The following is a 22,469-nucleotide window of genomic DNA, read 5'->3' on the forward strand; positions in this document are numbered from 1 at the left end:
CCCGGCTACAGTGCAGCGGTGAGCGAGTTGAGCACCGTCGGCTTCACCGTGCCGTCATCTCTCGGGGGTTCGGACGAGGTGCGTCGACGCGGGTTGCGTCGCATGCGCACGCTCGCCACCGGGCTGCTGGTCGTGGCGGCGGTGATCTATGCGCTGACGCACGGCGAGTCGGGCGCGCTGGGCTACGTCAACGCCGGCGCCGAGGCGGCGATGGTGGGTGCGATCGCGGACTGGTTCGCGGTGACGGCGATCTTCAAGCACCCCATGGGCCTCCCGATCCCGCACACGGCACTGATCCCGCGCCGCAAGGACGCGCTCGGCGAGAGCCTCCAGGAGTTCGTCTCTGACAACTTCCTCAACGAGCCGGTGGTCCGCGAGCGCGTCGAGGCAGCACGGATCAGCCTGCGCGTCGGCAGCTGGCTCGCCGATCCGGTCCACGCTCGGCGCATCGTCGACATCGGGTCGCGGGTCTTGCGTGACGGGCTGTCGCGCATCAGCGACGACGACGTGGCGGCCATCGTCCGCGAGGTCATCGTGCCCCGCCTCAAGGCTGAGCAGCTCAGCCCCGCCGTCGGCCAGGCCCTCGGCGAGATCGTCCGCGACGGCGCCCATCACGGGCTGGTCGACATCGCGGCGGAGGAGATGCACCGCTGGCTCGTCGACAACCAGGAGGCCGTCGAGGGCATGGTCGCCGAGCGGGCCCCCTGGTGGACCCCGCACTGGGTGGACGGAAGGATCTCCACCCGGATGTATCGCGAGGCGTTGTCGTGGGTCGACGACGTCCGTACCGACCCCGACCACAGCGTCCGGCAGTCGCTCGACGCCTTCCTTGTCTCGCTCGCCGGCGACCTGGAGCAGGATCCGGACACCCAGGCCCGGGCCGAGGCCCTCAAGGAGCGGATCCTGTCCCAGCCGCAGGTCGTCGACGTGGCGGTGGCGCTGTGGAGCGGGCTGCGGCACGCCCTCCTCGACTCGCTCGACGAGTCCGCGGGCATGCTGCGCACCCGCATGGTCGCGCTCCTGTGCGAGACGGGCGAGCGCGTCGCCGCCGAGCCCGAGCTCCAGGCTCGCCTGGACCGCATGATGAGCGACACCGCGGCGTTCGTCGTCACCAACTACGGCAGCGAGATCGCCACGGTGATCTCGGAGACGGTGAACCGCTGGGACGGCAAGGAAGCGTCCCGCAAGATCGAGCTGCACGTCGGCCGCGACCTGCAGTTCATCCGGATCAACGGCACCGTGGTCGGCGCGCTGGCGGGCGTCACCATCCACGCGGTCTCGCAGCTGCTCTGACCGGCACCCACGTAGGGTGAGCGGGTGAGCGAACGCTTCTCCTCCGTCGACGACGTGACCGAGCGGCTCGCTGCCCTCGGCTATCTCGCGTCCACGTCCGTCGCGACCACCGTCTTCCTCGCCGACCGGCTCGACAAGCCGCTGCTCGTCGAGGGCCCCGCGGGCGTCGGCAAGACCGAGCTGGCCCGCGCCGTGGCCGGGGCGACGGGAGCCGGGCTGGTGCGGCTGCAGTGCTACGAGGGCGTCGACGAGGCCCGGGCCCTCTACGAGTGGAACCACGCCAAGCAGCTGCTGCGCATCACCGCCGGTCGCGGCGAGACCTGGGACGCGACCCGCGACGACATCTTCACCGACGAGTTCCTGCTCGCTCGACCCCTGCTCCAGGCCATCCGTTCCGACGAGCCGAGCACCCTGCTGATCGACGAGGTCGACAAGGCCGACCTCGAGATCGAGGGCCTCCTCCTAGAGGTGCTCAGCGACTACGCGATCACGGTGCCTGAGCTGGGGACTCTCACCGCCCGTCACGCGCCGTTCACGGTGCTTACCTCCAACGCGACGCGGGAGCTCAGTGAGGCGCTCCGGCGGCGCTGCCTCTTCCTGCACATCGACTTCCCCGAGCCTGAGCTCGAGGAGCGGATCGTCCGTACGCGGGTCCCCGCCGTCGACGAGGCGCTCGCGGTGTCACTGGTGAGGGTGGTCAATGCCCTGCGGCGGATCGACCTGCGCAAGGCGCCGTCGGTGTCGGAGACCATCGACTGGGCCCGGACGCTCCTCGCACTCGGCGCGGACTCGCTCGACGAGGCGGTCGTGGACGAGACGCTGGGCGTCCTGCTGAAGCACACCGACGACGTCGCCCGTGCAAGGGCGCACCTGCAGCTCGACGAGGCGGACGGGCGCAGATGAGCGTCGGGTCGGGAGAGACCGGCTCACTCCCTGGGCGGCTCGTCGCGATGGTGGAGTCGCTGCGCGGCCACGGCATGGTCGTGGGCACCAGCGAGACCGTCGACGCCGCCCGGGTGATGGAGGTGCTGTCGCTCGCCGACCGTGCCCTCCTGCGTGAAGGGCTCGCCGCGGCGTTGCTGCGGCGGTCGGGGCAGCGTCGGGTGTTCGACGCCGTCTTCGACGTCTACTTCCCGGTCGGCGTCGGTGGGCGCGAGTCGGTGCGTGAGGAGACGCAGACCCGCGCGACCGGTGCCGGCGATGACCGCTCGTCCGAGCCGCCGACGGTTGCGGAGCTTCGTGAGGATCTCGTCGACGCCCTGGCGCGGGGGAGTGGCGGGGCGCTGGACGAGGTCGCCGCGGCCGCGGTCGACGCGCTCGGGGCGGTCCAGGGTGCGGACGGTCCCGGCATGGCAGGATCCGGCTGGTCGGCGCGCCAGACCCTCGAGCAGCTGCGCCCGCAGACCGCGATCGTGAGGGCGCTGGCACGACGGGGGAGCACCGAGGGCTTCGCCGAGCGGCTCGACCGTGACGAGGTGCGCCGCGACGTCGAGCGTTTCCGTGAGCTCGTCCAGTCCGAGGCCAGCCGTCGTACGGCCGAGGTCCGAGGGCGCGAGCGGGTCGCGCGCTATGCCGTCCGGCCCGACGCCAGCCAGGTCGAGTTCCTCGCCGCCAACCGGGCGCAGGTGCTGGAGCTGCGCCGCGCCGTCCAGCCGCTCGCGCGGCGCCTGGCCACGCGTCTGTCGGCGCGACGACGGCGCCGCAACCGCGGTCAGGTCGACATCCGGCGGACGCTGCGGCGGTCGATGTCATACGGCGGGGTGCCGCTGCAACCGGTCTTCGAGCACCGGCGCAAGGCCCGGCCCGAGCTGGTGCTGCTCTGCGACGTGTCGGGGTCGGTGGCGGGGTTCGCTGGGTTCACGATGCTTCTGGTGCAGGCGTTGCGCGACCAGTTCAGCAAGGTGCGCGTGTTCGCGTTCGTCAACCACACCGACGAGGTCACCGAGCTCGTCACCTCCGGGGAGTCGGACCCGGCGGCTTTGGCTGAGCGCATCTCGTCGAGCGCGAACGTCGCGCCCTGGCACCCCTCGAGCGACTACGGGCGGGCGCTGCGTTCGTTCGTCAGCCGGTACGGCAACGTCGTCGGTCCCCGTACGAGCGTGCTGATCCTGGGGGACGCCCGCACCAACAACCTGGATCCGGACCTAGACGCGCTGCGTGACGTGGTGGCTCGTGCCCGCCGCACGTTCTGGCTCAATCCCGAGCACGAGAGCCGGTGGGGGCTGGGCGACTCGGTCGCGCCGGCGTACGCGCAGATCGTCGACATGCACGAGTGCCGCACCGTCGATCAGCTCTCGCGGCTCGTCGGCCGGCTGCTGCCGGTCTAGCCCTACGACCCGAGGTGCCACGCGGCAGAGAGGAGACAGAGGTGCGACCGCCGGAGATCCTCCCTGCGCTGCGTGAACGGTTCAGCCCGATGGCGTTCGACCGGAGCCACACGCTCTCCGACCTCGACGTGGAGGCGCTGCTCGAAGCGGCGCGGTGGGCGCCGTCGGCCGGAAACTCCCAGCCCTGGGCGTTCCACCTCCGCCGCCGTTACGAGGCCGGGCACGACCTGCTCGTCGAGCACCTGGCCGCGAGCTCGCGACGCTGGGCGCCGGACGCCAGTGCGCTCGTCGTCAACCTCGCCCGTCACGAGGTGGGCGACAGCGGCCTGCAGTACTCCGAGTTCGCCGAGTACGACCTGGGTCAGGCGGTCGCGCACATGACGATCCAGGCGCACGCGATGGGCTTGGCGTGCCGCCAGTTCCGGGCCTTCGGCCTGGAGGCGCTCGAAGCCTCGCTCGAGGTGGCACCGGGGTGGCGCGTGCTCACGATGACGGCGATCGGTCTCGGCGAGCCGGACCCCTCCACGGAGCGGACGCGCCGGACCATCGGCGAGCTGCGCAGCGACGGGACGGCCTAGTCGATCGGCTGCGGGTCGTGGGGATGGTCGGCGTCGGCGAGGAACGCGTGCTCGTAGATCTCGTGGACCAGCGCCGACTTCGCAGCGTTGTACTCCGACATCCGCTGCAGCGAGCGGCCCGACAGGCCGGTCTTGAGCGCTGCGTACGCCGCCCGGTCGTCGCCGTCCCTGCGCAACCAGTCACGGAACAGCCGGTGGCGTCGCGGCTCGACGGCCTCGGGCCCGAAGACGTGCAGGTTCACCGCCGGGCGTTCGTGACGGAGCATGCGGTGCCCCTGCCACCACGGCTCTCGCACCCGCAGCACGTAGCCGCGGCGTTCGAGGGCCGGCACGTAGGTGTCCTCGGCCGCCGGGTCGGCGACGACCAGGTCGACGTCGATGACCGGCTTCGCGGGGAGACCGGGGACCGAGGTGGAGCCGATGTGCTGGAGGTCGAGCACCCGGTCCTGGAGCGCCTCGCGGACGGACGCGGCAACACGCTCGTACGTCGTAGGCCACTCGGGGTCGTAGGGCACGACCTCGATCGGACCAGGCGTGCGGGGCTCGCTCCCGGAGACGAAGGCCTGGTCTGTCTCGTGCTGAGTGGGTTGCTCGTGCGGGCGCCAGAGCGGGTGAACGGTCACGACGCGAGCGTACGGAACGCCTCGACGAGGAGGATCAGGGCGAGCACGGCGTACACGCACGCGGCCAGCACGCCGAGCGCGGTGCCGGCCCGCCCGCGAGAGTCGAGCGCGCGACCGAGACGCCCGGCGGTGAGGCCGATGACGGTGTCGCAGATCAGGCCCACGACCAGGAACACCGTCCCCAGGGCGAGCATCTGCGCCACGGTGGAGCCGTGCCCAGCGACCACGAAGCCGGGGAGGAACGCCGCGAAGAAGAGGATGACCTTCGGGTTGGTGAGGTTGGTGACGGTCGCCCGGACGAGCACGGTCCCCGTCTGGGGGACGACCTCTGCCTCGGACGTGCTGCGCAGTCCTCGAACGGTGTCGACCGCGAGCCAGATGAGGTAGGCGGCGCCGACGAGCTGGATGACGGTGATGATCTCGGGGTTGAGGCGAAGGAGCGCGGCGAGGCCCAGTGCGGCCGCCACGACGTGGACGACCATGCCGCAGGCCATCCCGAGAGCGGACACCACGCCGGCGCGGGGTCCGTGGCGGAGGGCCACGGCGGCGATGTAGGTGTTGTCGGGGCCCGGCGCGATAGTCACGACGAGCACCGCGACGACGAACGCGGGCAGCACGGCGGGATCTAACATCTCCTTACCGTAACGCTAATGGGCGACATTTCTGTTACGGTTTTCGGGTGCTCACCCTCGCACCCGAGTCCGTCGCCATGCTCGTCAACGAGTGGGGCACGGCGGCCCGCGCCGAGGCGGGCGAGTCTGAGCAGCCGTTCCCCGACGCATCCGAGCTCGGATGGTCGGGGGCCGGCCACGCCGACCTCGTCCGTACGGCCGACCTCCTCCAGCCCGTCTTCGCTGCCGGCACACCCGACGAGCGGGTGCGTCGGCTCGACCGTCTGCTCACCGACGCCGGCGCATCGGTCCGCCTCGGCCTCAGCGACGGGCGCGTCGAGGACCGCTGGGTCGCCGCCCGCCCCGCCGACCGCCTGCTGGTGGCCGCTCTGCGCACCATCCGCGACGTGCTCGCCGACCGTGGTGCCGACGCGATCGGCACCTGTGCTGACGATGAGTGTGTCGACGTGTGGATCGACGGTCCCCGTGGTCGCCCGCGGCGATACTGTTCGGACTATTGCTCAGGTCGTGCCCGCGTGGCCGCCTACCGCAGACGTCAGAGAGAGGAGCGGGCATGAGTGCCCTTCCTGACCCCGTATGGCCCGTGGTCGTGCTGGCTGTTATCCAGCTCGCGGACGCCGTCTTCTGCGTGAAGCCGTTGGCCTTCGTGCGCGATTGCCTCGCCGACGTCCGTTTCCCGCGCCGCTGGTGGCCGGTGCTGACGCCGCTCAAGCTCGCCGCGGCCGCCGGTCTCATCGCCGGGATCTGGATCCCCTACCTCGGGCTGGTGACGACGCTGGCGCTCGTGGGCTACTTCCTCGCCGCGATCACGGCGCACATCCGCGCCCACGACCTCGGTCGCAACCTCTTCCTCAACGCCGTGGGGATGCTCGTGATCTGCGTCGGCGTGGCGTGGTGGTCGTTCGCGTGAGGTACGACGTGCAGGTGGACGTCGAGGCGCCCGCCGAGGTCCTGTGGTCGGTCGTCGCCGATCCGTCGCAGTGGCCGCTGATCTCGGACAGCTTCATCAAGGTGGCCCCGGTGGGAGACGGCGAGCTGGTCGTCGGTCAGCGCTACGTCGTACGGCAGCCAGGCATCCGCTCGATGAGCTGGACCGTGACCGAGGTCGAGGACGGCGCGGCCTTCACCTGGCGGTCGTCGGTCCTCGGCATCAGGACCGACGGCATCCACCGGGTGGTGCCGAGAGGCCAGGGGACCTCGCGGCTCGAGCTCGCGATGGAGCAGTCCGGGCCGCTGTCGCGGCTGGTGGCGGCGATGGGAGGGGCCCACTACCGGGCACTGGTCGACCGCGAGGCCGCGACGATGGCCGGTGCCGCCGAGCACCGGGCGCGCGGAGACCGCGGAGACGACGCGTCGCCGACCGGTTGATCTCACCACCCCCCGGCTAGCCTCGTCCGAATGGGTTTCACGCGTTCGACGGCGAGCACCGACCCACTTCTCGGGTCCCGTCTGCACATCGCCGTCAAGGCGGCGATCGCGGCGGCGGTGGCGTGGCAGCTCGGCAACCTCCTGCCGAGCCCGATCGGCGACTACGCCTACTACGCCCCCATGGGTGCGGTGCTCGCCGTCCACCCGAGCGTGGCCGGCTCGGTGCGGGAGTCGGTGCAGATCTTCGTCGCTCTGGTCATGGGCGCCGGCATCGGCGCCGTGTTCCACGTGCTCCCGGTGCCGGGCTGGGCGGCCATCGGCCTGCTCGTCCTGGTCGCCGTGATCCTCGCCGGCTGGGACCGCCTGGGCGACGGACGCAGCTGGGTCATCACGGCAGCACTGTTCACCTACATCCTGGGCAACATCGACACGTCCGACTTCGTCTCGGGACTCGTTGGTCAGGTCTCCCTGGGGGCAGCGGTCGGACTGGCCCTCACCCTCGCGCTGCCACCTATCCCCGCGCGGATCGCGCGGCGTCACCTCGACTCTGTCGCCGCCGACGTCTCGGAGCAGCTCGAGGGGATGGCGAAGGTCCTGCGGGGGCAGACCGCCGACCCTGAGCAGGCCTGGCTGGAGGTGGCCCGTGAGGTGTTCCCGGACGCGCTCCGGCTGCGCGAGAGCTTTCTCGCGCTCGACGACTCTCTTCGGGGCAACCTTCGTGCCCGCCGGTGGCGCGACCATGTCGGGCGTCGACGGGCCGACGCCGAGGTCGTCGAGCGGGTCGCGGCGCTGGTGGAGAACCTGACGTACATGCTCGGCGAGGTCCAAGCGTCGCCGCGCCCGTGGCTGCGCCTCGGCGGAGAGGCGGCGCAGAGCGTGGCGGACACTCTCGACGAGCTGGCGTCGGTCGTCCGCAGGCTGGTCGGAGACGAACCGATCCAGGGCAGCGACGTCCAGCCGTTGGCGGTGGGCGTCGAGAGACTCTCGGTGCTCGTGCGCGACACGGCGGACCACGGCGAGACCTCCTTCCCGGGAGCCGCCGTCGTGGTGAGCCTTCGCCGCATCCTCGGGGTCCTGCCCGTGCCGGAGTCCGAGGAGGTCGCCTCGCCCATCCCGCCGCTGCGTGCGCCCAGAAGGCGCTGACTGCTCGGGTACGCGGCCCCTGCGCCGGGTGTCATCAGCGACGGGATCGGGGTCCTCGCCGACGTTGTCCGGGGGGGCACTGGACAAAACATGAGGGGATCCTCGGATACTGGGGGTGTGCACTCCCACCCTCAGACCGAGATCACGTTCCCCTCCGTGGACGGCCGCCGCCCGACCACCCCGACGGTCCGGGCGATCCTCGCCGACGCTGCGCGCGAGATCGACCCCGAGCTCGCCGCGGACATCGAATCGGCGCACTCGTGGCGCTCCGACTACGTGCCGCTCGTCGGACGCGTGACGGCGGCCTCGGCCGAGTCGTCGAAGGCAGCGCTCGCCCTGGCGCACGGGGGAGTGGCCTCGATGCGCGGCCGGATGGTGGCCGCCGCCCCCTCCGGTGACGTCCCGCTGGAGGAGTGGGGCCTAGAGCCGCGCGCGACGCCGTTGGCGACCGAGGTCGTGCGCGGCACCTCCTCGCCGGTGCGCGAGCTCGCCGTCCCGTACGGCGGGTCGAGCCTGCACGGGGACCGGCTGCGAGAGCAGCTCCGGCGATGGCGTGACGCGGGCGTGGTCGAGGAGTCCTTCGTGACCGCGATCGAGCAGGTGATCGCCCATCCGGAGTGGTTGTCGCTCCCAGGACGCCGGGTGGCCCTGCTCGGCGCCGGCGCGGAGATGGGCCCGTTGGAGCCTTTGGCGGCATGGGGCGCCGACGTCCTCGCCGTCGACCGGTCGTCACCGTCCATCTGGGACCGGGTCCGCTCCCTGGCCGAGAGCGGGGCCGGGACGGTCGCGCACCCGGTGGGGCCGGACGGTGCGCCGGGCGCGGACCTGGTCACGCAGACCGGAGACGTGCTGGCATGGCTCCGGACCCGGGCGGCGGGCAGTGCGCTGGTCGTCGGCATGTACGCCTACGCCGACGGAGGTGCCCACGTCGCCGTCACCGCGGCGGCCGACGTCGTCGCGACGCGGCTCACCGACGACGACCCGGACACCGCCCTCGCCTATCTGGCGACGCCGACGGACGCGTTCGTCGTCCCCCGGGACGTCGTCCAGGCGAGCGCTCGCGCGTACCAGGACCGCGGGCCCGTCCGATGGTTGCAGGCCCCGTTGCGCGTCGTGAGCCGAGGAAGGCTCTTCGTGCCCAACTACTCCACCGTCCTTCCCGACGGCACCGGCGTGGCCGACATCCTCGTCCCGCAACAGGGCCCCAACTACGCGATGGCGAAGCGGATCCAGCGGTGGCGCGGCGTCGTCGCCGAGGACTGCGGCCAGCGGGTGTCCTTCAACGTCGCCCCGGCGACGTGGACACGGTCGGTGACCAAGAACCGGTTGCTCGCAGCCGCCTACGGCGGCGCACGGCACTTCGGCGTGGAGATCTTCGAGCCGGCGACCACCCGCGTGCTGATGGCGGCACTACTCGTCCACGACCTCCACGCGGCGACCGAAGCGCGCGAGCATCCCGAGCAGCTGTTCACCGACGGAGCAGCGCACGGTGGCCTGTGGAGGGTCGGGTACGAGCCGCGTTCGGCCCTCGGCGTCGCCGCCGTAGGAGGCCTTCCGTCGATGGTGCGCCGAGCCTGAGAGCGCCGCCGAGAAGCGGGTCCGCCTGGCCTTCCGATCGCGTACGGTATCGCCGTGAGCGATCAGTGGTCCGGCCCGCCGTCCAACGACGGCCCGCAGCCCCCGTACCCCCAGCAGCCGCCGCAGGGACAGCCCCCGTACGGTCAGCAGCCCCCGTACGGTCAACCCCAGCAGCCGTACGGCCAGCAGCCGCCGTACCAGCAACCGACCTACGGCCAGCAGCAGTACGGCCAGGGCCAGCAGTCCTACCAGGGGCAGGCGCCGTACGGCCAGGGCCAGTCGCCCTACGGTCAGCAGCCGCAGTACCTCCCGCCCAACGCGCCGCAGGGCGGCAAGAAGGGCACCGGCAGGCTCATCGCCATCATCGGCGGCGTGGTCGCTGTCGCCGCAATCATCGGCGTCGCGTTCTTCCTGATGCGAGACGGTGGTGGAGGCGCCAGCGCGTCGACGCCGAAGGATGCCACGCAGAGCTTCATCGACGCCATCAAGGACCGTGACTGCGACGCGATCGTCGCCGTGACGACCGACAACTTCCGCGACGGGGAGGGCGCCGACAAGTGCAAGAAGGCGCTCGAGAAGGAGGGTGACGGCGAGGGCGGCATGCTCGACGCGCTCCAGGCAGCGACGTTCGACGTCAAGGACACCACGATCGACGGCGACAAGGCCACGGTGGCGGTCGCGCTCACGCTGGCCGGCACGCCCGTCGACCAGACGCTCCAGCTCGTCAAGGACGGCTCGACCTGGAAGGTCGACGACATCGCCATGGACGCGGGAAGCAGGCCGGAGATGCCGGACGTGCCTGACATCCCTGACCTGAACCTCGTCACGCCGCCCACCCCCTGACACGCAGGTCGTGCGGCGCGAGTGCGTCGCACGACCTGGCGATCGCGGTGGCGTGGCGTGGCGTGGTTCAGGGAACCGGTCGCAGACGTGCCTTCCAGGCTGCCGCCTCTGCGCCGTCACGCCAGACCTCCCCGTGTCCCGGCAGCACCGTACGCATCCCACTCGCGCCGATCGCGTCGAGCGACTGCAGCGCCTGCTCGGCGTCGTGAGTTCCGGCCTGGGCGACGATGCACGGACCGGTCCTGCCGGTGTACGGGTCGAGCGTCACGAGCGCGTCGCCGGTGATCACCGCGTCGTGGTCGGGGAGGACGATCGCGACGTGCCCGTCGGTGTGCCCCGGCGTCGGCACGACCGTGAGGACGTCCCCGAACGGCATGGGGTCGTCGTAGACCCTCGGTGCGTCCACGCCCTGCACCCACAGCGCCCCTGCGCCCACCAGCGACGCCAGGTGGGGGAGCGAGCGGGGGTGACGGATCGGGTAGGTGAGGCGTGGCCGTCCCGGCTCGTACCGGTAGGGGTGCTCGGCGATCCGCTGGTCTCCGCGGTGCACCCAGACCTGCGCGCCGGACTTCTCGAGCCTGCGGGCGATGCCCACGTGGTCGAAGTGGCCGTGCGTCAGGAGGACGTGCCGCACGTCGTCGGGGGTCCGGCCCAGGGCCTTCAGCGCCTCGGCAAGATCGGACCAGAAGGCTGGCAGCCCGGCGTCGACCAGCAGGATCTGGTCGTCGGTCTCCACGAGGTAGCAGGCCGTGGAGCCGCGCGCCAGGCGGTGCACGCCTGGCACGATGTCGAGGGTGTGCATGGCAACCTCCCAGGTCGGCTCGGGATCGTCCGTTCCTGCGGTGGTACCCGAATGCGGCTGCTTCCCACGTCCTCCGCACGACGCCGGACCCGACCTGGCCGGACCCTGCCGTCCCGCAGCAGATGCACGTGGACGTGATGGTGGAGGACGTCGCTGCCGCGGGCGCGCGTGTCGTCGCCCTGGGGGCGCACCACCTGGAGGACGACGTCTACGCCGACCCGGCTGGTCACCCGTTCTGTCTCATCCGCCGACCAGGATGGGCGCCGCCGCTCGACGCGGGGTGTGGGGACGTCCTACGGCAGGGTGAGGCGGATCCCGGCGTCCTCGGCGGTCATCGCATCGCGGAGCGCGTGCGTCCGTTCGAGGTCGCCCTCGGCCGTCCATCTGCTGGTGAAGTCGACGCGGGCGGTCCACTTCCGCGCGAAGCTCAGCGCGGCGTACAGGCCGGCGAAGTTCTCGTTGTGCGTGGCGCCCTTGAGTGCGGAGAGGTAGTTCAGCCGATAGACGGTCGGGATGACGATCCGGACCTCTCCTGAGCCGTGGAGCTCGGCGTTCATCATCACCCGCGCGATGCGGCCGTTGCCGTCGGCGAAGGGATGGACCTCGCTGACCATGAACATCACGTAGACAGCGCGCGCCCACGGCGACACCAGGCGTGATCCGACCTCGTACCCCCGCCGCAGCGTGCCCTCGACCAGCTCCGGTGCGACGAAGTGCGTCTCCCCGGCACGGTTCGCCTGCGTCTTGAACTTCCCCGGCCCCACCAGCGGACGGCCGCCCATCAGCACGGCGTGGCGTTCCCTGAGGAGGGTGAGGAGCTCCTGGTCGGTGGCGGGCCTGCGACGCATCTCGGCATCGGACGACGTCAGACGATAGGTGCCCAGGATGTCGTGGGCGTCCTCGGGGCGCTGCTCAGGGACCACGTCGTCGAAGATGATGTCGGCTGCCTCGTCGAGGGTGAACTCCGTGCCCTCGATGTAGTTCGAGAAGTAGGCCTCATAGAAGGGCAGCAGAGTCCGCCGGCCGCGGTCGGCGGGCATGGCGGTGACGAGGTCGGGCGGTTGGCCCTCGAGGTAGTCGACGAGACGGCCGAAGATGTCCACGCGACGACGGTCGAACGCCTGGCCGGCGGCGCGCCCGATCAGCTCCGGCGTCTGCAGGATCGCCGTCGGGTGAGTGTTCATGGACGCCCCGACCAGACGGTTCAACAGGTCGCACTCCGCCAGTCGACCGAGGAATGGCGCCAGCTCGCGGGCCTGCTCGCGGATCTCGTTCAGGCCGTCCTCGCCCCGGTCTCGGCAGAGGTCATCGATCCACAGCTCGACCTGCGCGCGCGTGAGTGTCCGCGGTGGCCTGCCTGACGCCGGCCGGGTCGGTGCCAGGTTCTCGAGGAGGCTTCGGGCCGGGCCGGCGAGCCACAGGCCGTCGGGCAGTGCGATGTCACCGGGCATCGGCCCGCTTCCGTGGCGCGGCTCGACCACCACGCCGGCAAGCTTCAGAGGCCGCGTCCGGCGATGCGTCACGAAGAGGAACCCGTCCACCGCCACGCCTCCGTGACGTGCCGAGCGGTCGGTGATGACGGCGCCGGGCAGCTTGTGGGCGACGATCTCCCACAGCCGCTCGCGCACGACGTCCTCGGCTGGCTTGCTCAGGTCGTTGACGTACACGCCGGATCCGACCTTGACCAGCCGTCCGGCGGCGCGTGCGCGGGAGATGCGGTCCTTGTCGTGTACATCGCTGTACACGACAGTGGGGAAGCCGTCGTTCATCGCCGGTCCTCTCGTGACATCGGTGTACAACACCGTACGCCCCTCCTGCGACATTTTGCCGCCCTCGCAAGACTGAAAGTCACGAATCCTCGCGCTGCACGCGAGAATATGCCGGTTTCGCGACGTGTTCGCGCGGACGATATCCTCGCTCGCGTGAGAGAGCGCGCGGACCTGTTGATGCCGTTCCTCGCGTTGCTGCTGGGCGCGGTCGTCGGGGCACTGACGTCAGTGCTCCAGACGGGCCTCGACTTCCCTTGGCTGGCGCTCGTCAATGCGGTCAGTCCGTGGCTGACGACGGCGTTCGTGGCGGGAGCCCTGCAGTCGCGGTTGCGAACGGCGGTGTGGACCGGACTCCTCGCGACCTTCGTGCAGGTCGTCGCCTACTACGCCGTGGCAGAGCTGCGGGGTTACGACGCCTCCGTGTACTACCTGGTGTTCTGGTCGCTCTGCGCCGTCGTCGGCGGCCCTGTGTTCGGAGGGGTCGGACACGCGTGGCGTCACGCCTCTCCGGCAGGCCCCGGAGCCGCGGCCCTGCCGGCTGCGTTCTTGAGCGAAGCCGTGGTGACCTACTGGATCGTGCTCGGATACAGGTCGAGCGCCGTGCTGTTCGGCGCCGTTGCCGTGGTGCTCGCCGTGAGTCTCGGGGCGTACCGCCACCAGTACCGTCCGATGCTGCGTTGGATCGGCCCTGCGCTGCTCGCGGGGTTGGCGGGCACTGCAGGTCTCGCGCTGGTCGCCTGACCTCCGAAGGCGGGACGATGTGTTTTCGCCGTGCCGTCGGTCCCTGGCTTGGCACAGCACACGACACAAAGGTGGGGATTCGATGTCGCATGCCAGCTTGATCGTCTCGATGGGTGTCTCGGTGGACGGATTCATCGCCGACCGCGAGGGCGGGTTCGCGTGGACGGCTCCGATCGACGAGCTGTTTCGATTCCATCTCGAGGAGGTGGGGAAGCTCGGCGGCTACCTGCTGGGGCGCAGGCTCTACGAGAACATGCTCGTCTGGGAGAACGACCCGTCGATGCGCAGCACCGAGGCCGGGGCCGAGTTCGCCGACGTCTGGTGCGCTCTTGCGAAGGTGGTGTTCAGCCGCACGCTCGACCACGTTCAGGGCAACGCCCGACTCGCCGAGGCGTCGGTGGCCGACGAGATCAAGGCCGCCCTCGCCGCCACCGACAAGGACGTCTCGATCGGCGGAGCCGACCTCGCCGGGGCAGCTCTCGAGCTCGACCTCGTCGACGAGGTGCGCATGTTCCGCTACCCCGTGATCGTCGGCGGAGGCACGCCGTTCCTGCCGCCGGTCACCCATGACATTCAGCTGGACCTCCTGGAGACCAGGACGTTCGGATCTCGGGTGGTCTACGAGCGCTACGGGCGTGCCCGCGACGCGGCGTGAGGTGGTTCGAGACGAACACCGTCGTCCCACGGAGCGCGCTTCTGGAACATGATGTCGTCGCGCCATCGCCCGTCGATGTGGATGTGTCCTCGCGACACGCCCACCGTCGTGAACCCGTTCTTCTCCAGCACCCGGCACGATGCGGCGTTCTCTTCACGCGCAAACGCATCGACACGGTGCAGGCCCAGAGGGTCGAAGGCGATCTCCACGGCGCGCGCGGCTGCTTGAGTGGCGAGGCCGCGGCCGCTGTAGGGCCGGGCGATCCAGTAGCCCAGAGAGCAGCTGCGAAACGGTCCGCGAACGATGCCGTTCAGACTCACCCGTCCGACGAGACGACTTCCCTCGAGAACCACTCCTGACCACATGCGTCCCTCCGCACACTCGCGCACGGTCGCTCGCACAGCGTCGGCCTGGCCGTCGTCGGTGTAGAAGACATCGGGACGCTGCGGGTCCCAGTGCGTGAGGAAGTCGCGGTCGCCTCGGTACAGATCGGCGAGATGCGGGCTGTCATGGACAGTGAGCGCGCGGATCGAGATCTCGGTCATGACGAGAAGTACATCGTGCTGCGGAGTCGCGGAGCGGGCCGAGCCCGTCCCCGTCCCAGGAAAAGCGAAAACCCCTGGTATCCCAGGGGTTTCGATCTCGCTGTGTGAGTGTCCGAGGGGGGACTTGAACCCCCATGCCCTAATACGGGCACTAGCACCTCAAGCTAGCGCGTCTACCTATTCCGCCACCCGGACAGGGTTGGTGACCGGCGTCGTGCGTCGTTCACCGTGCGTCAGAACTCTAGCAAACACCCGCCGCTCAACCCCAAACCGGGGGGCGCCCGTTGGCCGCCGCCCGCCCTGGCCAGGCAGGATGGGGGAATGACCGCCGGTGACCAGCGTGAGACCCCCGTCCTCGATCCTGCTGCGGAGGTCGTCGAGATCTGCCGGAACCTGATCCGGATCGACACGACGAACACCGGCGACAACACCGGTCCGGGGGAGCGGAAGGCCGCAGAGTACGTCGCCGAGCTGCTGGCCGAGGTGGGGCTGGAGTCCGAGATCGTCGAGCTGTCGCCGGGCCGGACGAATGTGCTGGCACGGTGGGAGGGCAGCGACTCCACCCTGCCGCCGCTGCTCGTCCACGGGCACCTCGACGTGGTCCCGGCTCAGGCGTCCGACTGGTCGTACGACCCGTTCGCCGGTGAGATCGTCGACGGCTACCTGTACGGCCGCGGCGCGGTCGACATGAAGGACTTCGACGCGATGGTGCTGTCGGTCGTCCGGGCACGTCGCCGCGCGGGCACGCCGCCACGACGGACGATCGTGCTCGCGTTCACGGCCGACGAGGAAGCGGGCTCCGTCCACGGAGCCCACAAGATCGTCGACCACCACGCCGATCTCGTCGCCGACTGCACCGAGGCGATCGGAGAGGTCGGCGGGTTCTCGACGCACATCGGCGGCAAGCGCCTCTATCTGCTGGAGGCGGGGGAGAAGGGGCTCGCCTGGATGCGCCTCTCCGCTCAGGGCACCGCGGGGCACGGGTCGATGGTGCACGACGACAACGCCGTGACGGCCGTCGCTCGTGCCGTCGCCGCGATCGGCGACCACGACTGGCCGTACGAGCCGGGCCCCTCGATGCAGGCGCTGATGGCGAAGGTCCGCGACCTGACCTCGGCGACCGATGCCTCGATGGAGGAGCTGCTCGCGGAGTTCGGACCCGCCGCCCGCATGGTCCGCGCCGGCATGCGCAACATCAGCAACCCGACGATGCTCGAGGCCGGGTACAAGGTCAACGTCATCCCAGGTGAGGCGGCGGCCCACGTGGACGGGCGGTTCCTCCCAGGCCAGGAGGAGGCGTTCCTCGCCCAGGTGCAGGCGCTGGCCGGCGACGCGGTCAGGATCGATCCCGTCACGGTGCAACCCGGTCTGGAGTACCCGTTCAGCGGCGACCTCGTCGACGCGATGACCGTGGCGCTCCATGCCGAGGACCCCGAGGCGCACGTCGCCCCGTACCTCATGTCGGGGGGCACCGACGCGAAGGCGTGGCACCGGCTCGGGATCCGCTCGTACGGGTTCACGCCGCTGCGCCTGCCGGCTGACCTCGACTTCACCGCCCTCTTCCACGGAGTCGACGAGCGGGTGCCGACCGACGCGCTGGAGTTCGGGGCGCGGGTGTTCGACCGGCTGCTCGACCTGGCCTAGCGGCGGGCTGGCTGGTCAGAGGGTGCTGCGGACGCGGATGATGCGTCGTCGTAGCGTCACGCGCCGCCGCCCGTCGGGGAAGAGGCGCAGCCGGGCGAGCTCCCAGCCCTGGTGCTCGGCGGCGTCGACCAGCAGACGGCGCACGGCCTGACGGGACTCCGTGCGCGGCAACCAGAACCGCTGGAACTCGTACTCCGTCACACCGCCTCCGTCACACCGTCTCGATCGACACGTCCTCGAGCGCCTCGACGATCTCGTCCGGGAGCGAGACCTCCTCGACCGAGAGCGCTGCCTTCAATTGTGCCGCCGTCCTGGGACCGATGAGGGCGCTGGCGACGGCGGGGCGGTCGCGGACCCACGCCAGCGCCACCTCGAGCGGAGCGAGCTGCAGGCCCTCGGCGGCTCGGCAGACCGCCTCCACGACCTGGCGGCAGCCCGCATCGAGATAGGGCTCGACGAATCCCGACAGGTGGTCGGAGGCCGCGCGCGAGTCCGCCGGGATGCCGAAGCGGTACTTGCCGGTCAGCACCCCGCGCCCGAGCGGTGACCACGCGAGCAGACCGACGCCGAGCGCCACCGACGCCGGGACGACCTCACGCTCGGCCTGACGCGCGAGGAGCGAGTACTCCACCTCCGTCGCCACGATCGGCGCGCTGGCCTCACGCAGCGCCTGACGCGTGTGCGCGTACGCCGTCTGCCAGCCGGTGTAGTTCGCGACGCCGACGTATCGGGTGCGCCCGGTGGCGACGGCGTGGTCGAGGGCCGACAGGGTCTCCTCGGGCGGGACGCGGGGGTCCCAGCCCTGGACGAGCCACAGGTCGAGGTGGTCGACGTGGAGGCGAGCGAGGGAGTGGTCGAGGGCCGAGAGCATCGCGCCGCGCGACGTCCCGCAGCGTCCGGGAGCGATGCTGGAGCCGGCTTTGGAGACCAGCACCACGTCGTCTCGGCGGACCTCGCCGAGCAGCTCACCCAGGAGGGTCTCGCTCGCCCCGGCGCCGTACGAGGCCGCCGTGTCGATGAGCGTCCCACCGGCCTCGAGGAACAGGCGGAGGATGTCAGCGGCCTCGTGCTCGTCGGTGTCACGCCCCCACGAGGCCGTGCCGAGACCGAGCCTCGAGACGGCGAGTCCGCTGCCTCCCACGAAGCGTTCTTGCATGTCTCTCCTCGGGTGAAGGCCCGCGCCGGACCCATGTCGGAAGGCTAGTCGAGGCCGCGGGTCGCGTGCCGCTAGGCTCGCCCTGCGCCGAGCACGTCGATGAAGGGGAGCAGAGCATGAGGCTGGGAGTCAATGTCGGCTACGTCGCCGGGCCCGACGTCGCGGAGCGGGTGGAGACGGCCGTGTACGCCGAGGCGCTCGGCTACTCCTCGGCCTGGGCCGCGGAGGCCTACGGCTCCGACGTGCCCACGCTCCTGTCGTGGATCGGGGCGCGCACGACGACCCTCGAGCTCGGCACCGCGATCCTTCAGATCCCCGCTCGCACGCCCGCGATGACGGCGATGACCGCGGCCACGCTCGACCGCCTGTCCGAGGGCCGGGTGCGCCTGGGCCTCGGTGTCTCCGGACCTCAGGTGTCGGAGGGGTGGCACGGGGTCAAGTTCGACAGGCCGCTCGGCCGGACCCGGGAGTACGTCGAGATCGTCCGTACGATCCTCGCCCGCGAGGAGCCGCTCAACTATGCCGGTGAGCACTTCACGCTCCCGCTGCCCGACGGCCCCGGCAAGCCGCTCAAGATCATGCTCCACCCGTATCGCTCGGACATCCCGATCTATCTCGCGGCCGTCGGCCCCAAGAACCTCGAGCTCGCCGGCGAGATCGCCGACGGCTGGCTGGCGATCTTCTTCAACCCCGAGCAGGCGGCGGTCTCCACCGACCACCTCCGCGCCGGGCGGGAGAAGGCCGGGAAGACCCTGGACGGCTTCGACATCGTCCCGACCGTCCCCGTCGTCATCGGGGACGACCTGGAGAAGTGCGCCGACATGGTGCGGGCCTACACCGCGCTGTACGTCGGCGGCATGGGCAGCCGCAAGCAGAACTTCTACAACGCCCTGGCACGACGGATGGGGTTCGAGGACGCCGCCCAGAAGATCCAGGACCTCTACCTCGACAAGAAGCAGGCCGAGGCCGCGGCCGCGGTGCCGTTCGAGCTCGTCGACCAGACCTCCCTCATCGGACCCAAGGAGCGCATCGCCGAGCGTCTCCACGCGTACGCCGACGCCGGCGTCACGACGCTCGCGCTCGCGACCTTCGGCAGCACGCACGACGAGCGGGCCGACGTCCTCCGTACCGTCTCCGACGCTCTCGACGCATCGGGGCTCGGCTCTTGATGGACCTGCTGCAGGCACTCGTCCTCGGGCTGATCCAGGGCCTCACCGAGTTCCTCCCCATCTCATCGTCCGGCCACCTCGCGATCTTCCCGAAGTTCTTCGGGTGGGAGGACCCGGGCGCCGCCTTCACCGCCGTCGTCCAGATCGGCACCGAGCTCGCGGTCGTCCTCTACTTCTGGCGCGACATCACGACCATCGCCGGCGGCTGGCTGCGGGGTCTCGTCAAGCGCGAGGCGCGCACGACCCTCGAGTGGCGCATGGGCTGGTTCGTGATCGTCGGATCTCTCCCGATCGTCATCCTCGGCATCGCGCTCAAGGACGTCATCGAGCACGAGTTCCGCAACCTCTGGGTGATCGCGACGATGCTCATCGTGATGGGCATCGTCCTCGGGATCTGCGACCGCTTCGGACGCCAGGAGCGCGAGATCGCCGACCTCAACGCCAAGCACGCCGTGCTCTTCGGTCTCGCCCAGGCGATGGCGCTGATCCCCGGCGTCTCGCGCTCGGGTGCCACCATCAGCATGGGGCGTGCGCTCGGCTACGACCGTGCCGCGGCGACGCGCTACGCATTCCTGCTCGCGATCCCGGCGGTCGTCGGCGCGGGGCTGTTCCAGCTGCCCGAGATCCCCGGCGGCGAGAACGCGTACGGCGTGGGTCCGACGATCCTGGCGACCGTGGTCTCGTTCGTGGTCGGCATCTCGGTGATCCACTGGCTCCTGCAGTACGTCAGCAAGCACTCCTACACGCCGTTCGTGATCTATCGGATCGGACTCGGAGGCCTGGTGCTGGCGCTGCTGGCCACCGGGGTGATCACGGCCGGGACGGCGGTCGGCTAGTCGTCACGGGGCGTCGGCATGCAGACGTTGCGTGCCGACGACCTTGACCAGCTGCAGCAGCTCGGCGTCGCGCGAGCCTGGCGCGGCGGAGTAGACGATCACGGTCTGGTCGGTCTCCGGGATCTCCAACGCGTCGCAGTCGAGCGTGACTGCGCCGACGCTCGGATGAGTGATGGTCTTGCGGTGACTGCGCCACACCTGCGACGGAGCCTCGTCCCACAGGCGAACGAACTCGTCGCTGTGGGCGCGCAGCTCGGCCACGAGCCGGCGCAGATCGGGATCGTCGGGATACTTCGCGGCGGCCGCGCGCAGGGAGGCCACGGAGCGTGCGTCGGTGCGCGCCGCCTCCTCGGCGGAGACCGACACACGGCTCGGCTCCCCAAGGAAGCGCTGACGGACGATGTTGCGCTCTGCTGCCGGGAGGGCCGAGAAGTCTCCGAGCAGGGCTGCGGCCAGCGGGTTCCACGCCAGCACGTCGGACTTCGCGCTCACCACGACGGCCGGCTGGTCGTCGAGGCGTTCGAGCAGGCGCAGGATGCTGGCGCGCACGAGCATCGGCACGTGGCCCTCACGCGGCGCCGCGGCGTCTGCGAGGTCGAACATCTCTCGCCGCTCGTCGTCGCTCATGCGCAGCGCCTGGGCGAGCGATGCCAGCACGGACGGCGAGGGGTGTGCGCCGCGACCCTGCTCGATCCGCGTCACGTAGTCGACGCTCACCCCGGCGAGCACGGCGACCTCCTCTCGCCGAAGACCTGCGACCCGTCGGCGGGATCCTTCGGGCAGACCGACATCCCCGGGGGCGATCCTGCTACGCGCGCGTACGAGGAGGCGGCCGAGCTCTTGGCGATCCACCTCCTCAGCCTGGCACGCGGAGGTGGCCGCCACCACGGCACACCGTGGTACGGGGAGTACCAGGACGACGTGGTCCTGGCACGCCCGTCGCACCGACCGCCAGGCTCGCTCCATGACGACAACGAGAACAACCACGACGGCCCTGGTCACCGGGGCGAACAAAGGAATCGGCTACGAGACCGTGCGCCAGCTCGCCGGACTGGGTTGGACGGTCTGGCTCGGTGCCCGTGACACCGAGCTCGGCAGCAAGGCCGCCGACGCCCTCCGAGGCGACGGCCTCGACGTACGACCCGTGACGCTCGACGTCACCGACGACGCGTCGGTGGCTGCGGCAGCGACGACGGTCGAGAACAGTGGGACAGGCCTCGACGTCCTGGTGAACAACGCGGGGATCGCCGGCTCCTTGCACGCCCCGGCTGACACGGTGGCGACCGATTTCCTCGCCGTCTACGGTGTCAACCTCCTGGGGCCGGTGCGCGTCACCCACGCTCTCCTCCCGCTGCTGCGCGGCTCGCCGCACCCGCGGATCGTCAACGTCTCGAGCGGCATGGGGTCGTTCGGGATCACCGGTGACCCGGCGAGGCCCGAGTACGGCTTCTACGGTCTCGTGTACCCCTCGTCGAAGGCTGCGCTCAACATGGTCACGACCATGTACGCCAGGGGCCTGCCCGGGATCGCGGTGAACGCGGCCGAGCCCGGCTACACGGCCACAGACCTGAACGGACACTCCGGCACACAGACGGTCGAGGAGGGCGCGCTCGCCAGCGTGCGGGCGGCGACGGTCGATCCGGAGGGCCCGACCGGGGCGTTCTTCGGCCGTGACGGCTTCCTGCCCTGGTGAGGTCAGGCTCAGCGCGATCGAGGCGACTCGCGTCGATGTGTGGCGTCAGAGCCAGCCCGAGCGCTTGAACGCTCGCCAGAGGACGAGGACGAGCCCGGCCATCACCACGAGCGTGAGGGGGTAGCCGAGCGACCAGCCCAGCTCGGGCATGTCCCGGAAGTTCATCCCGTAGATGCCGGCGACGAGGGTCGGCACGGCCGCCATCGCGGCATACGCGGCGAGCTTGCGCATGTCGTCGTTCTGCTGGATCGAGATCTGGGTGGCACGGGCCTGCATCGCGTTGTCGAGCAGGCTGTCGAGAGTGTCCATCGTGCCCCGCGCATGGACGAGGTGGTCGGCGATGTCGCGGAAGTAGACCCCCATCCCCTCCGGGATCGTCCATTTGGCGTGGCCCTCGAGAAGCGCCTCGAGCGGAGCGTGGATCGGCGCGACGGCCTTCCGGAACTCGAGCAGCTCCCGCTTCAGCGGGTAGACCCGCCCGGTCGTGCCTGGGGCTGCCTCGGAGAACACGGCTTCCTCGATCTCCTCGACGTCCGAGGTCAGCTGCTCGGCGATGAGCTCGTACTCGTCGACCACCGCGTCGACCACGTGGTACGCGGCGGCGACGGCACCGAACTTGAACAGCTCCGGCTGCTTCGCTGCCCGGTCTCGGATGCTGTCGAGGCGTGGCCACGTCCCGTGCCGGACGGTGATGGCGTAGTGCGCTCCGATGAACATCGAGATCTCGCTGAGCAAGACCTCGCTCGTCTCGGTGTCGTACTCCAGCGATCGCAGTGCCAGGAATGCCGAGCCCTCGTAGATGTCGATCTTGGGGCGCTGGTGCGCGGCGACGGCGTCCTCGACAGCGAGGGGGTGGAGCGAGAAGATCCGTTGGAGGTCCGTGAACTCTCCGTACGTCGGGTCCTCGAGGAGGACCCACACGAAGTCTGCCGGACCGGTCAGGGTGGCGGCGAGCTCGCTGAGCCCGTCGAGCGTCGTGCTGACCTGGACGGGCGTGAGGTCGCGATAGGCGGCGCAGTCCAGGATCACACCGTCATTGTGCCCCGCGGGGGCGTCGCGGGCCGACTACGCTCG

General features: G+C 70.6%; 25 protein-coding genes, 1 tRNA gene and 1 pseudogene. 17 read left to right on the plus strand and 10 right to left on the minus strand.

Annotated elements, in window-relative coordinates; all coding sequences use genetic code 11:
* Positions 1 to 18: 18 nt before the first annotated feature.
* Genes KV100_RS04285 through KV100_RS04300 form a run of 4 tightly spaced genes read left to right on the plus strand, consistent with a single transcriptional unit; the run spans position 19 to position 4,198 of the window.
* Positions 19 to 1,293 (plus strand): DUF445 domain-containing protein, encoded by a 1,275-nt coding sequence (locus tag KV100_RS04285; protein ID WP_308291328.1) that lies wholly within the window; start codon positions 19 to 21, stop codon positions 1,291 to 1,293.
* Between the two features lie 24 nt (positions 1,294 to 1,317).
* Entirely contained in the window at positions 1,318 to 2,196 is an 879-nt protein-coding gene (locus KV100_RS04290) for a MoxR family ATPase (protein ID WP_220341652.1), read from the plus strand.
* Positions 2,193 to 3,620 (plus strand): VWA domain-containing protein, encoded by a 1,428-nt coding sequence (locus KV100_RS04295; protein WP_220341653.1) that lies wholly within the window; start codon positions 2,193 to 2,195, stop codon positions 3,618 to 3,620. The genes KV100_RS04290 and KV100_RS04295 overlap by 4 nt, the downstream gene beginning before the upstream one ends.
* A 41-nt stretch (positions 3,621 to 3,661) precedes the next feature.
* On the plus strand, positions 3,662 to 4,198 hold the full coding sequence (locus KV100_RS04300; RefSeq protein WP_308291329.1) for a nitroreductase family protein: 537 nt from the start codon (positions 3,662 to 3,664) through the stop codon (positions 4,196 to 4,198).
* Here KV100_RS04300 and KV100_RS04305 read toward each other — a convergent pair.
* Positions 4,195 to 4,821 (minus strand): GrpB family protein, encoded by a 627-nt coding sequence (locus KV100_RS04305; RefSeq protein WP_220341654.1) that lies wholly within the window; start codon positions 4,819 to 4,821, stop codon positions 4,195 to 4,197. The two genes, KV100_RS04300 and KV100_RS04305, sit on opposite strands and share 4 nt — an antisense overlap.
* Complete coding sequence (locus KV100_RS04310) at positions 4,818 to 5,453, minus strand: LysE family translocator (protein WP_220341655.1); 636 nt, start codon at positions 5,451 to 5,453, stop codon at positions 4,818 to 4,820. The genes KV100_RS04305 and KV100_RS04310 overlap by 4 nt, the downstream gene beginning before the upstream one ends.
* 47 nt (positions 5,454 to 5,500) lie before the next feature.
* Between KV100_RS04310 and KV100_RS04315 the strand changes: the two genes are divergently transcribed.
* From KV100_RS04315 to KV100_RS20025, 6 genes are all read left to right on the plus strand, one after another.
* Positions 5,501 to 6,010: a CGNR zinc finger domain-containing protein gene (locus KV100_RS04315; RefSeq protein ID WP_220341656.1), complete on the plus strand. Its 510-nt coding sequence runs from the start codon at positions 5,501 to 5,503 to the stop codon at positions 6,008 to 6,010.
* Complete coding sequence (locus KV100_RS04320; protein ID WP_220341657.1) at positions 6,007 to 6,363, plus strand: DoxX family protein; 357 nt, start codon at positions 6,007 to 6,009, stop codon at positions 6,361 to 6,363. Before KV100_RS04315 ends, KV100_RS04320 begins: the two co-directional genes overlap by 4 nt.
* Positions 6,360 to 6,821, plus strand: a complete 462-nt coding sequence (locus tag KV100_RS04325; protein ID WP_220341658.1) for an SRPBCC family protein — start codon at positions 6,360 to 6,362, stop codon at positions 6,819 to 6,821. Before KV100_RS04320 ends, KV100_RS04325 begins: the two co-directional genes overlap by 4 nt.
* Positions 6,822 to 6,851: 30 nt before the next feature.
* A complete protein-coding gene (locus KV100_RS04330) occupies positions 6,852 to 7,964 on the plus strand; it encodes an aromatic acid exporter family protein (RefSeq protein WP_220341659.1) in 1,113 nt (370 codons plus the stop codon).
* A 117-nt stretch (positions 7,965 to 8,081) separates the two neighbouring features.
* On the plus strand, positions 8,082 to 9,542 hold the full coding sequence (locus KV100_RS04335; RefSeq protein ID WP_220341660.1) for a hypothetical protein: 1,461 nt from the start codon (positions 8,082 to 8,084) through the stop codon (positions 9,540 to 9,542).
* 54 nt (positions 9,543 to 9,596) lie between these two features.
* A complete protein-coding gene (locus KV100_RS20025) occupies positions 9,597 to 10,385 on the plus strand; it encodes a DUF4878 domain-containing protein (protein WP_220341661.1) in 789 nt (262 codons plus the stop codon).
* A 67-nt stretch (positions 10,386 to 10,452) separates the two neighbouring features.
* On the opposite strand, the gene KV100_RS04345 is transcribed toward KV100_RS20025, so the two are convergent.
* The gene (locus tag KV100_RS04345; RefSeq protein ID WP_220341662.1) at positions 10,453 to 11,187 is read right to left on the minus strand and encodes an MBL fold metallo-hydrolase; all 735 of its coding nucleotides are present in this window, start codon (positions 11,185 to 11,187) and stop codon (positions 10,453 to 10,455) included.
* Positions 11,188 to 11,222: 35 nt separating this feature from the next.
* Between KV100_RS04345 and KV100_RS19355 the strand changes: the two are divergent.
* Positions 11,223 to 11,420, plus strand: a pseudogene (locus KV100_RS19355) (VOC family protein); the annotation flags it as partial.
* Between the two features lie 60 nt (positions 11,421 to 11,480).
* Here the strand turns inward: KV100_RS19355 and KV100_RS19360 are convergent.
* Complete coding sequence (locus KV100_RS19360) at positions 11,481 to 12,956, minus strand: Fic family protein (protein WP_255565905.1); 1,476 nt, start codon at positions 12,954 to 12,956, stop codon at positions 11,481 to 11,483.
* A 153-nt stretch (positions 12,957 to 13,109) separates the two neighbouring features.
* On the opposite strand from KV100_RS19360, the gene KV100_RS04355 reads away from it, so the two are divergent.
* Positions 13,110 to 13,697, plus strand: coding sequence for a DUF6518 family protein (locus KV100_RS04355; RefSeq protein WP_220341663.1), 588 nt, complete (start codon positions 13,110 to 13,112; stop codon positions 13,695 to 13,697).
* A gap of 82 nt (positions 13,698 to 13,779) precedes the next feature.
* The gene (locus KV100_RS04360; protein ID WP_220341664.1) at positions 13,780 to 14,352 is read left to right on the plus strand and encodes a dihydrofolate reductase family protein; all 573 of its coding nucleotides are present in this window, start codon (positions 13,780 to 13,782) and stop codon (positions 14,350 to 14,352) included.
* Here the strand turns inward: KV100_RS04360 and KV100_RS04365 are convergent.
* Complete coding sequence (locus KV100_RS04365; RefSeq protein WP_220341665.1) at positions 14,325 to 14,897, minus strand: GNAT family N-acetyltransferase; 573 nt, start codon at positions 14,895 to 14,897, stop codon at positions 14,325 to 14,327. The two genes, KV100_RS04360 and KV100_RS04365, sit on opposite strands and share 28 nt — an antisense overlap.
* A 109-nt stretch (positions 14,898 to 15,006) precedes the next feature.
* A tRNA-Leu gene (locus KV100_RS04370) sits at positions 15,007 to 15,092 on the minus strand.
* A 126-nt stretch (positions 15,093 to 15,218) separates the two neighbouring features.
* On the opposite strand from KV100_RS04370, the gene KV100_RS04375 reads away from it, so the two are divergent.
* A complete protein-coding gene (locus tag KV100_RS04375; RefSeq protein ID WP_220341666.1) occupies positions 15,219 to 16,541 on the plus strand; it encodes a M20/M25/M40 family metallo-hydrolase in 1,323 nt (440 codons plus the stop codon).
* Positions 16,542 to 16,556: 15 nt separating this feature from the next.
* On the opposite strand, the gene KV100_RS04380 is transcribed toward KV100_RS04375, so the two are convergent.
* Positions 16,557 to 16,742 carry a DUF5703 family protein gene (locus KV100_RS04380; RefSeq protein WP_220341667.1) on the minus strand — a complete coding sequence of 62 codons (186 nt, stop codon included), beginning with the start codon at positions 16,740 to 16,742 and terminating at the stop codon, positions 16,557 to 16,559.
* 10 nt (positions 16,743 to 16,752) lie between these two features.
* Complete coding sequence (locus tag KV100_RS04385; RefSeq protein WP_220341668.1) at positions 16,753 to 17,697, minus strand: aldo/keto reductase; 945 nt, start codon at positions 17,695 to 17,697, stop codon at positions 16,753 to 16,755.
* A 116-nt stretch (positions 17,698 to 17,813) separates the two neighbouring features.
* On the opposite strand from KV100_RS04385, the gene KV100_RS04390 reads away from it, so the two are divergent.
* Positions 17,814 to 18,866, plus strand: coding sequence for an LLM class F420-dependent oxidoreductase (locus KV100_RS04390; protein ID WP_220341669.1), 1,053 nt, complete (start codon positions 17,814 to 17,816; stop codon positions 18,864 to 18,866).
* The gene (locus KV100_RS04395) at positions 18,866 to 19,702 is read left to right on the plus strand and encodes an undecaprenyl-diphosphate phosphatase (RefSeq protein WP_220341670.1); all 837 of its coding nucleotides are present in this window, start codon (positions 18,866 to 18,868) and stop codon (positions 19,700 to 19,702) included. Before KV100_RS04390 ends, KV100_RS04395 begins: the two co-directional genes overlap by 1 nt.
* Positions 19,703 to 19,705: 3 nt before the next feature.
* On the opposite strand, the gene KV100_RS04400 is transcribed toward KV100_RS04395, so the two are convergent.
* Positions 19,706 to 20,590, minus strand: a complete 885-nt coding sequence (locus KV100_RS04400; protein ID WP_308291330.1) for a helix-turn-helix transcriptional regulator — start codon at positions 20,588 to 20,590, stop codon at positions 19,706 to 19,708.
* A 76-nt stretch (positions 20,591 to 20,666) separates the two neighbouring features.
* On the opposite strand from KV100_RS04400, the gene KV100_RS04405 reads away from it, so the two are divergent.
* Positions 20,667 to 21,395, plus strand: a complete 729-nt coding sequence (locus tag KV100_RS04405; RefSeq protein ID WP_220341672.1) for an SDR family NAD(P)-dependent oxidoreductase — start codon at positions 20,667 to 20,669, stop codon at positions 21,393 to 21,395.
* A 45-nt stretch (positions 21,396 to 21,440) separates the two neighbouring features.
* On the opposite strand, the gene KV100_RS04410 is transcribed toward KV100_RS04405, so the two are convergent.
* Entirely contained in the window at positions 21,441 to 22,424 is a 984-nt protein-coding gene (locus KV100_RS04410; protein WP_220341673.1) for a magnesium and cobalt transport protein CorA, read from the minus strand.
* Positions 22,425 to 22,469 lie beyond the last annotated feature (45 nt).

Source organism: Mumia sp. zg.B21 (genome assembly GCF_019550855.1).
Lineage (GTDB): Bacteria > Actinomycetota > Actinomycetes > Propionibacteriales > Nocardioidaceae > Mumia.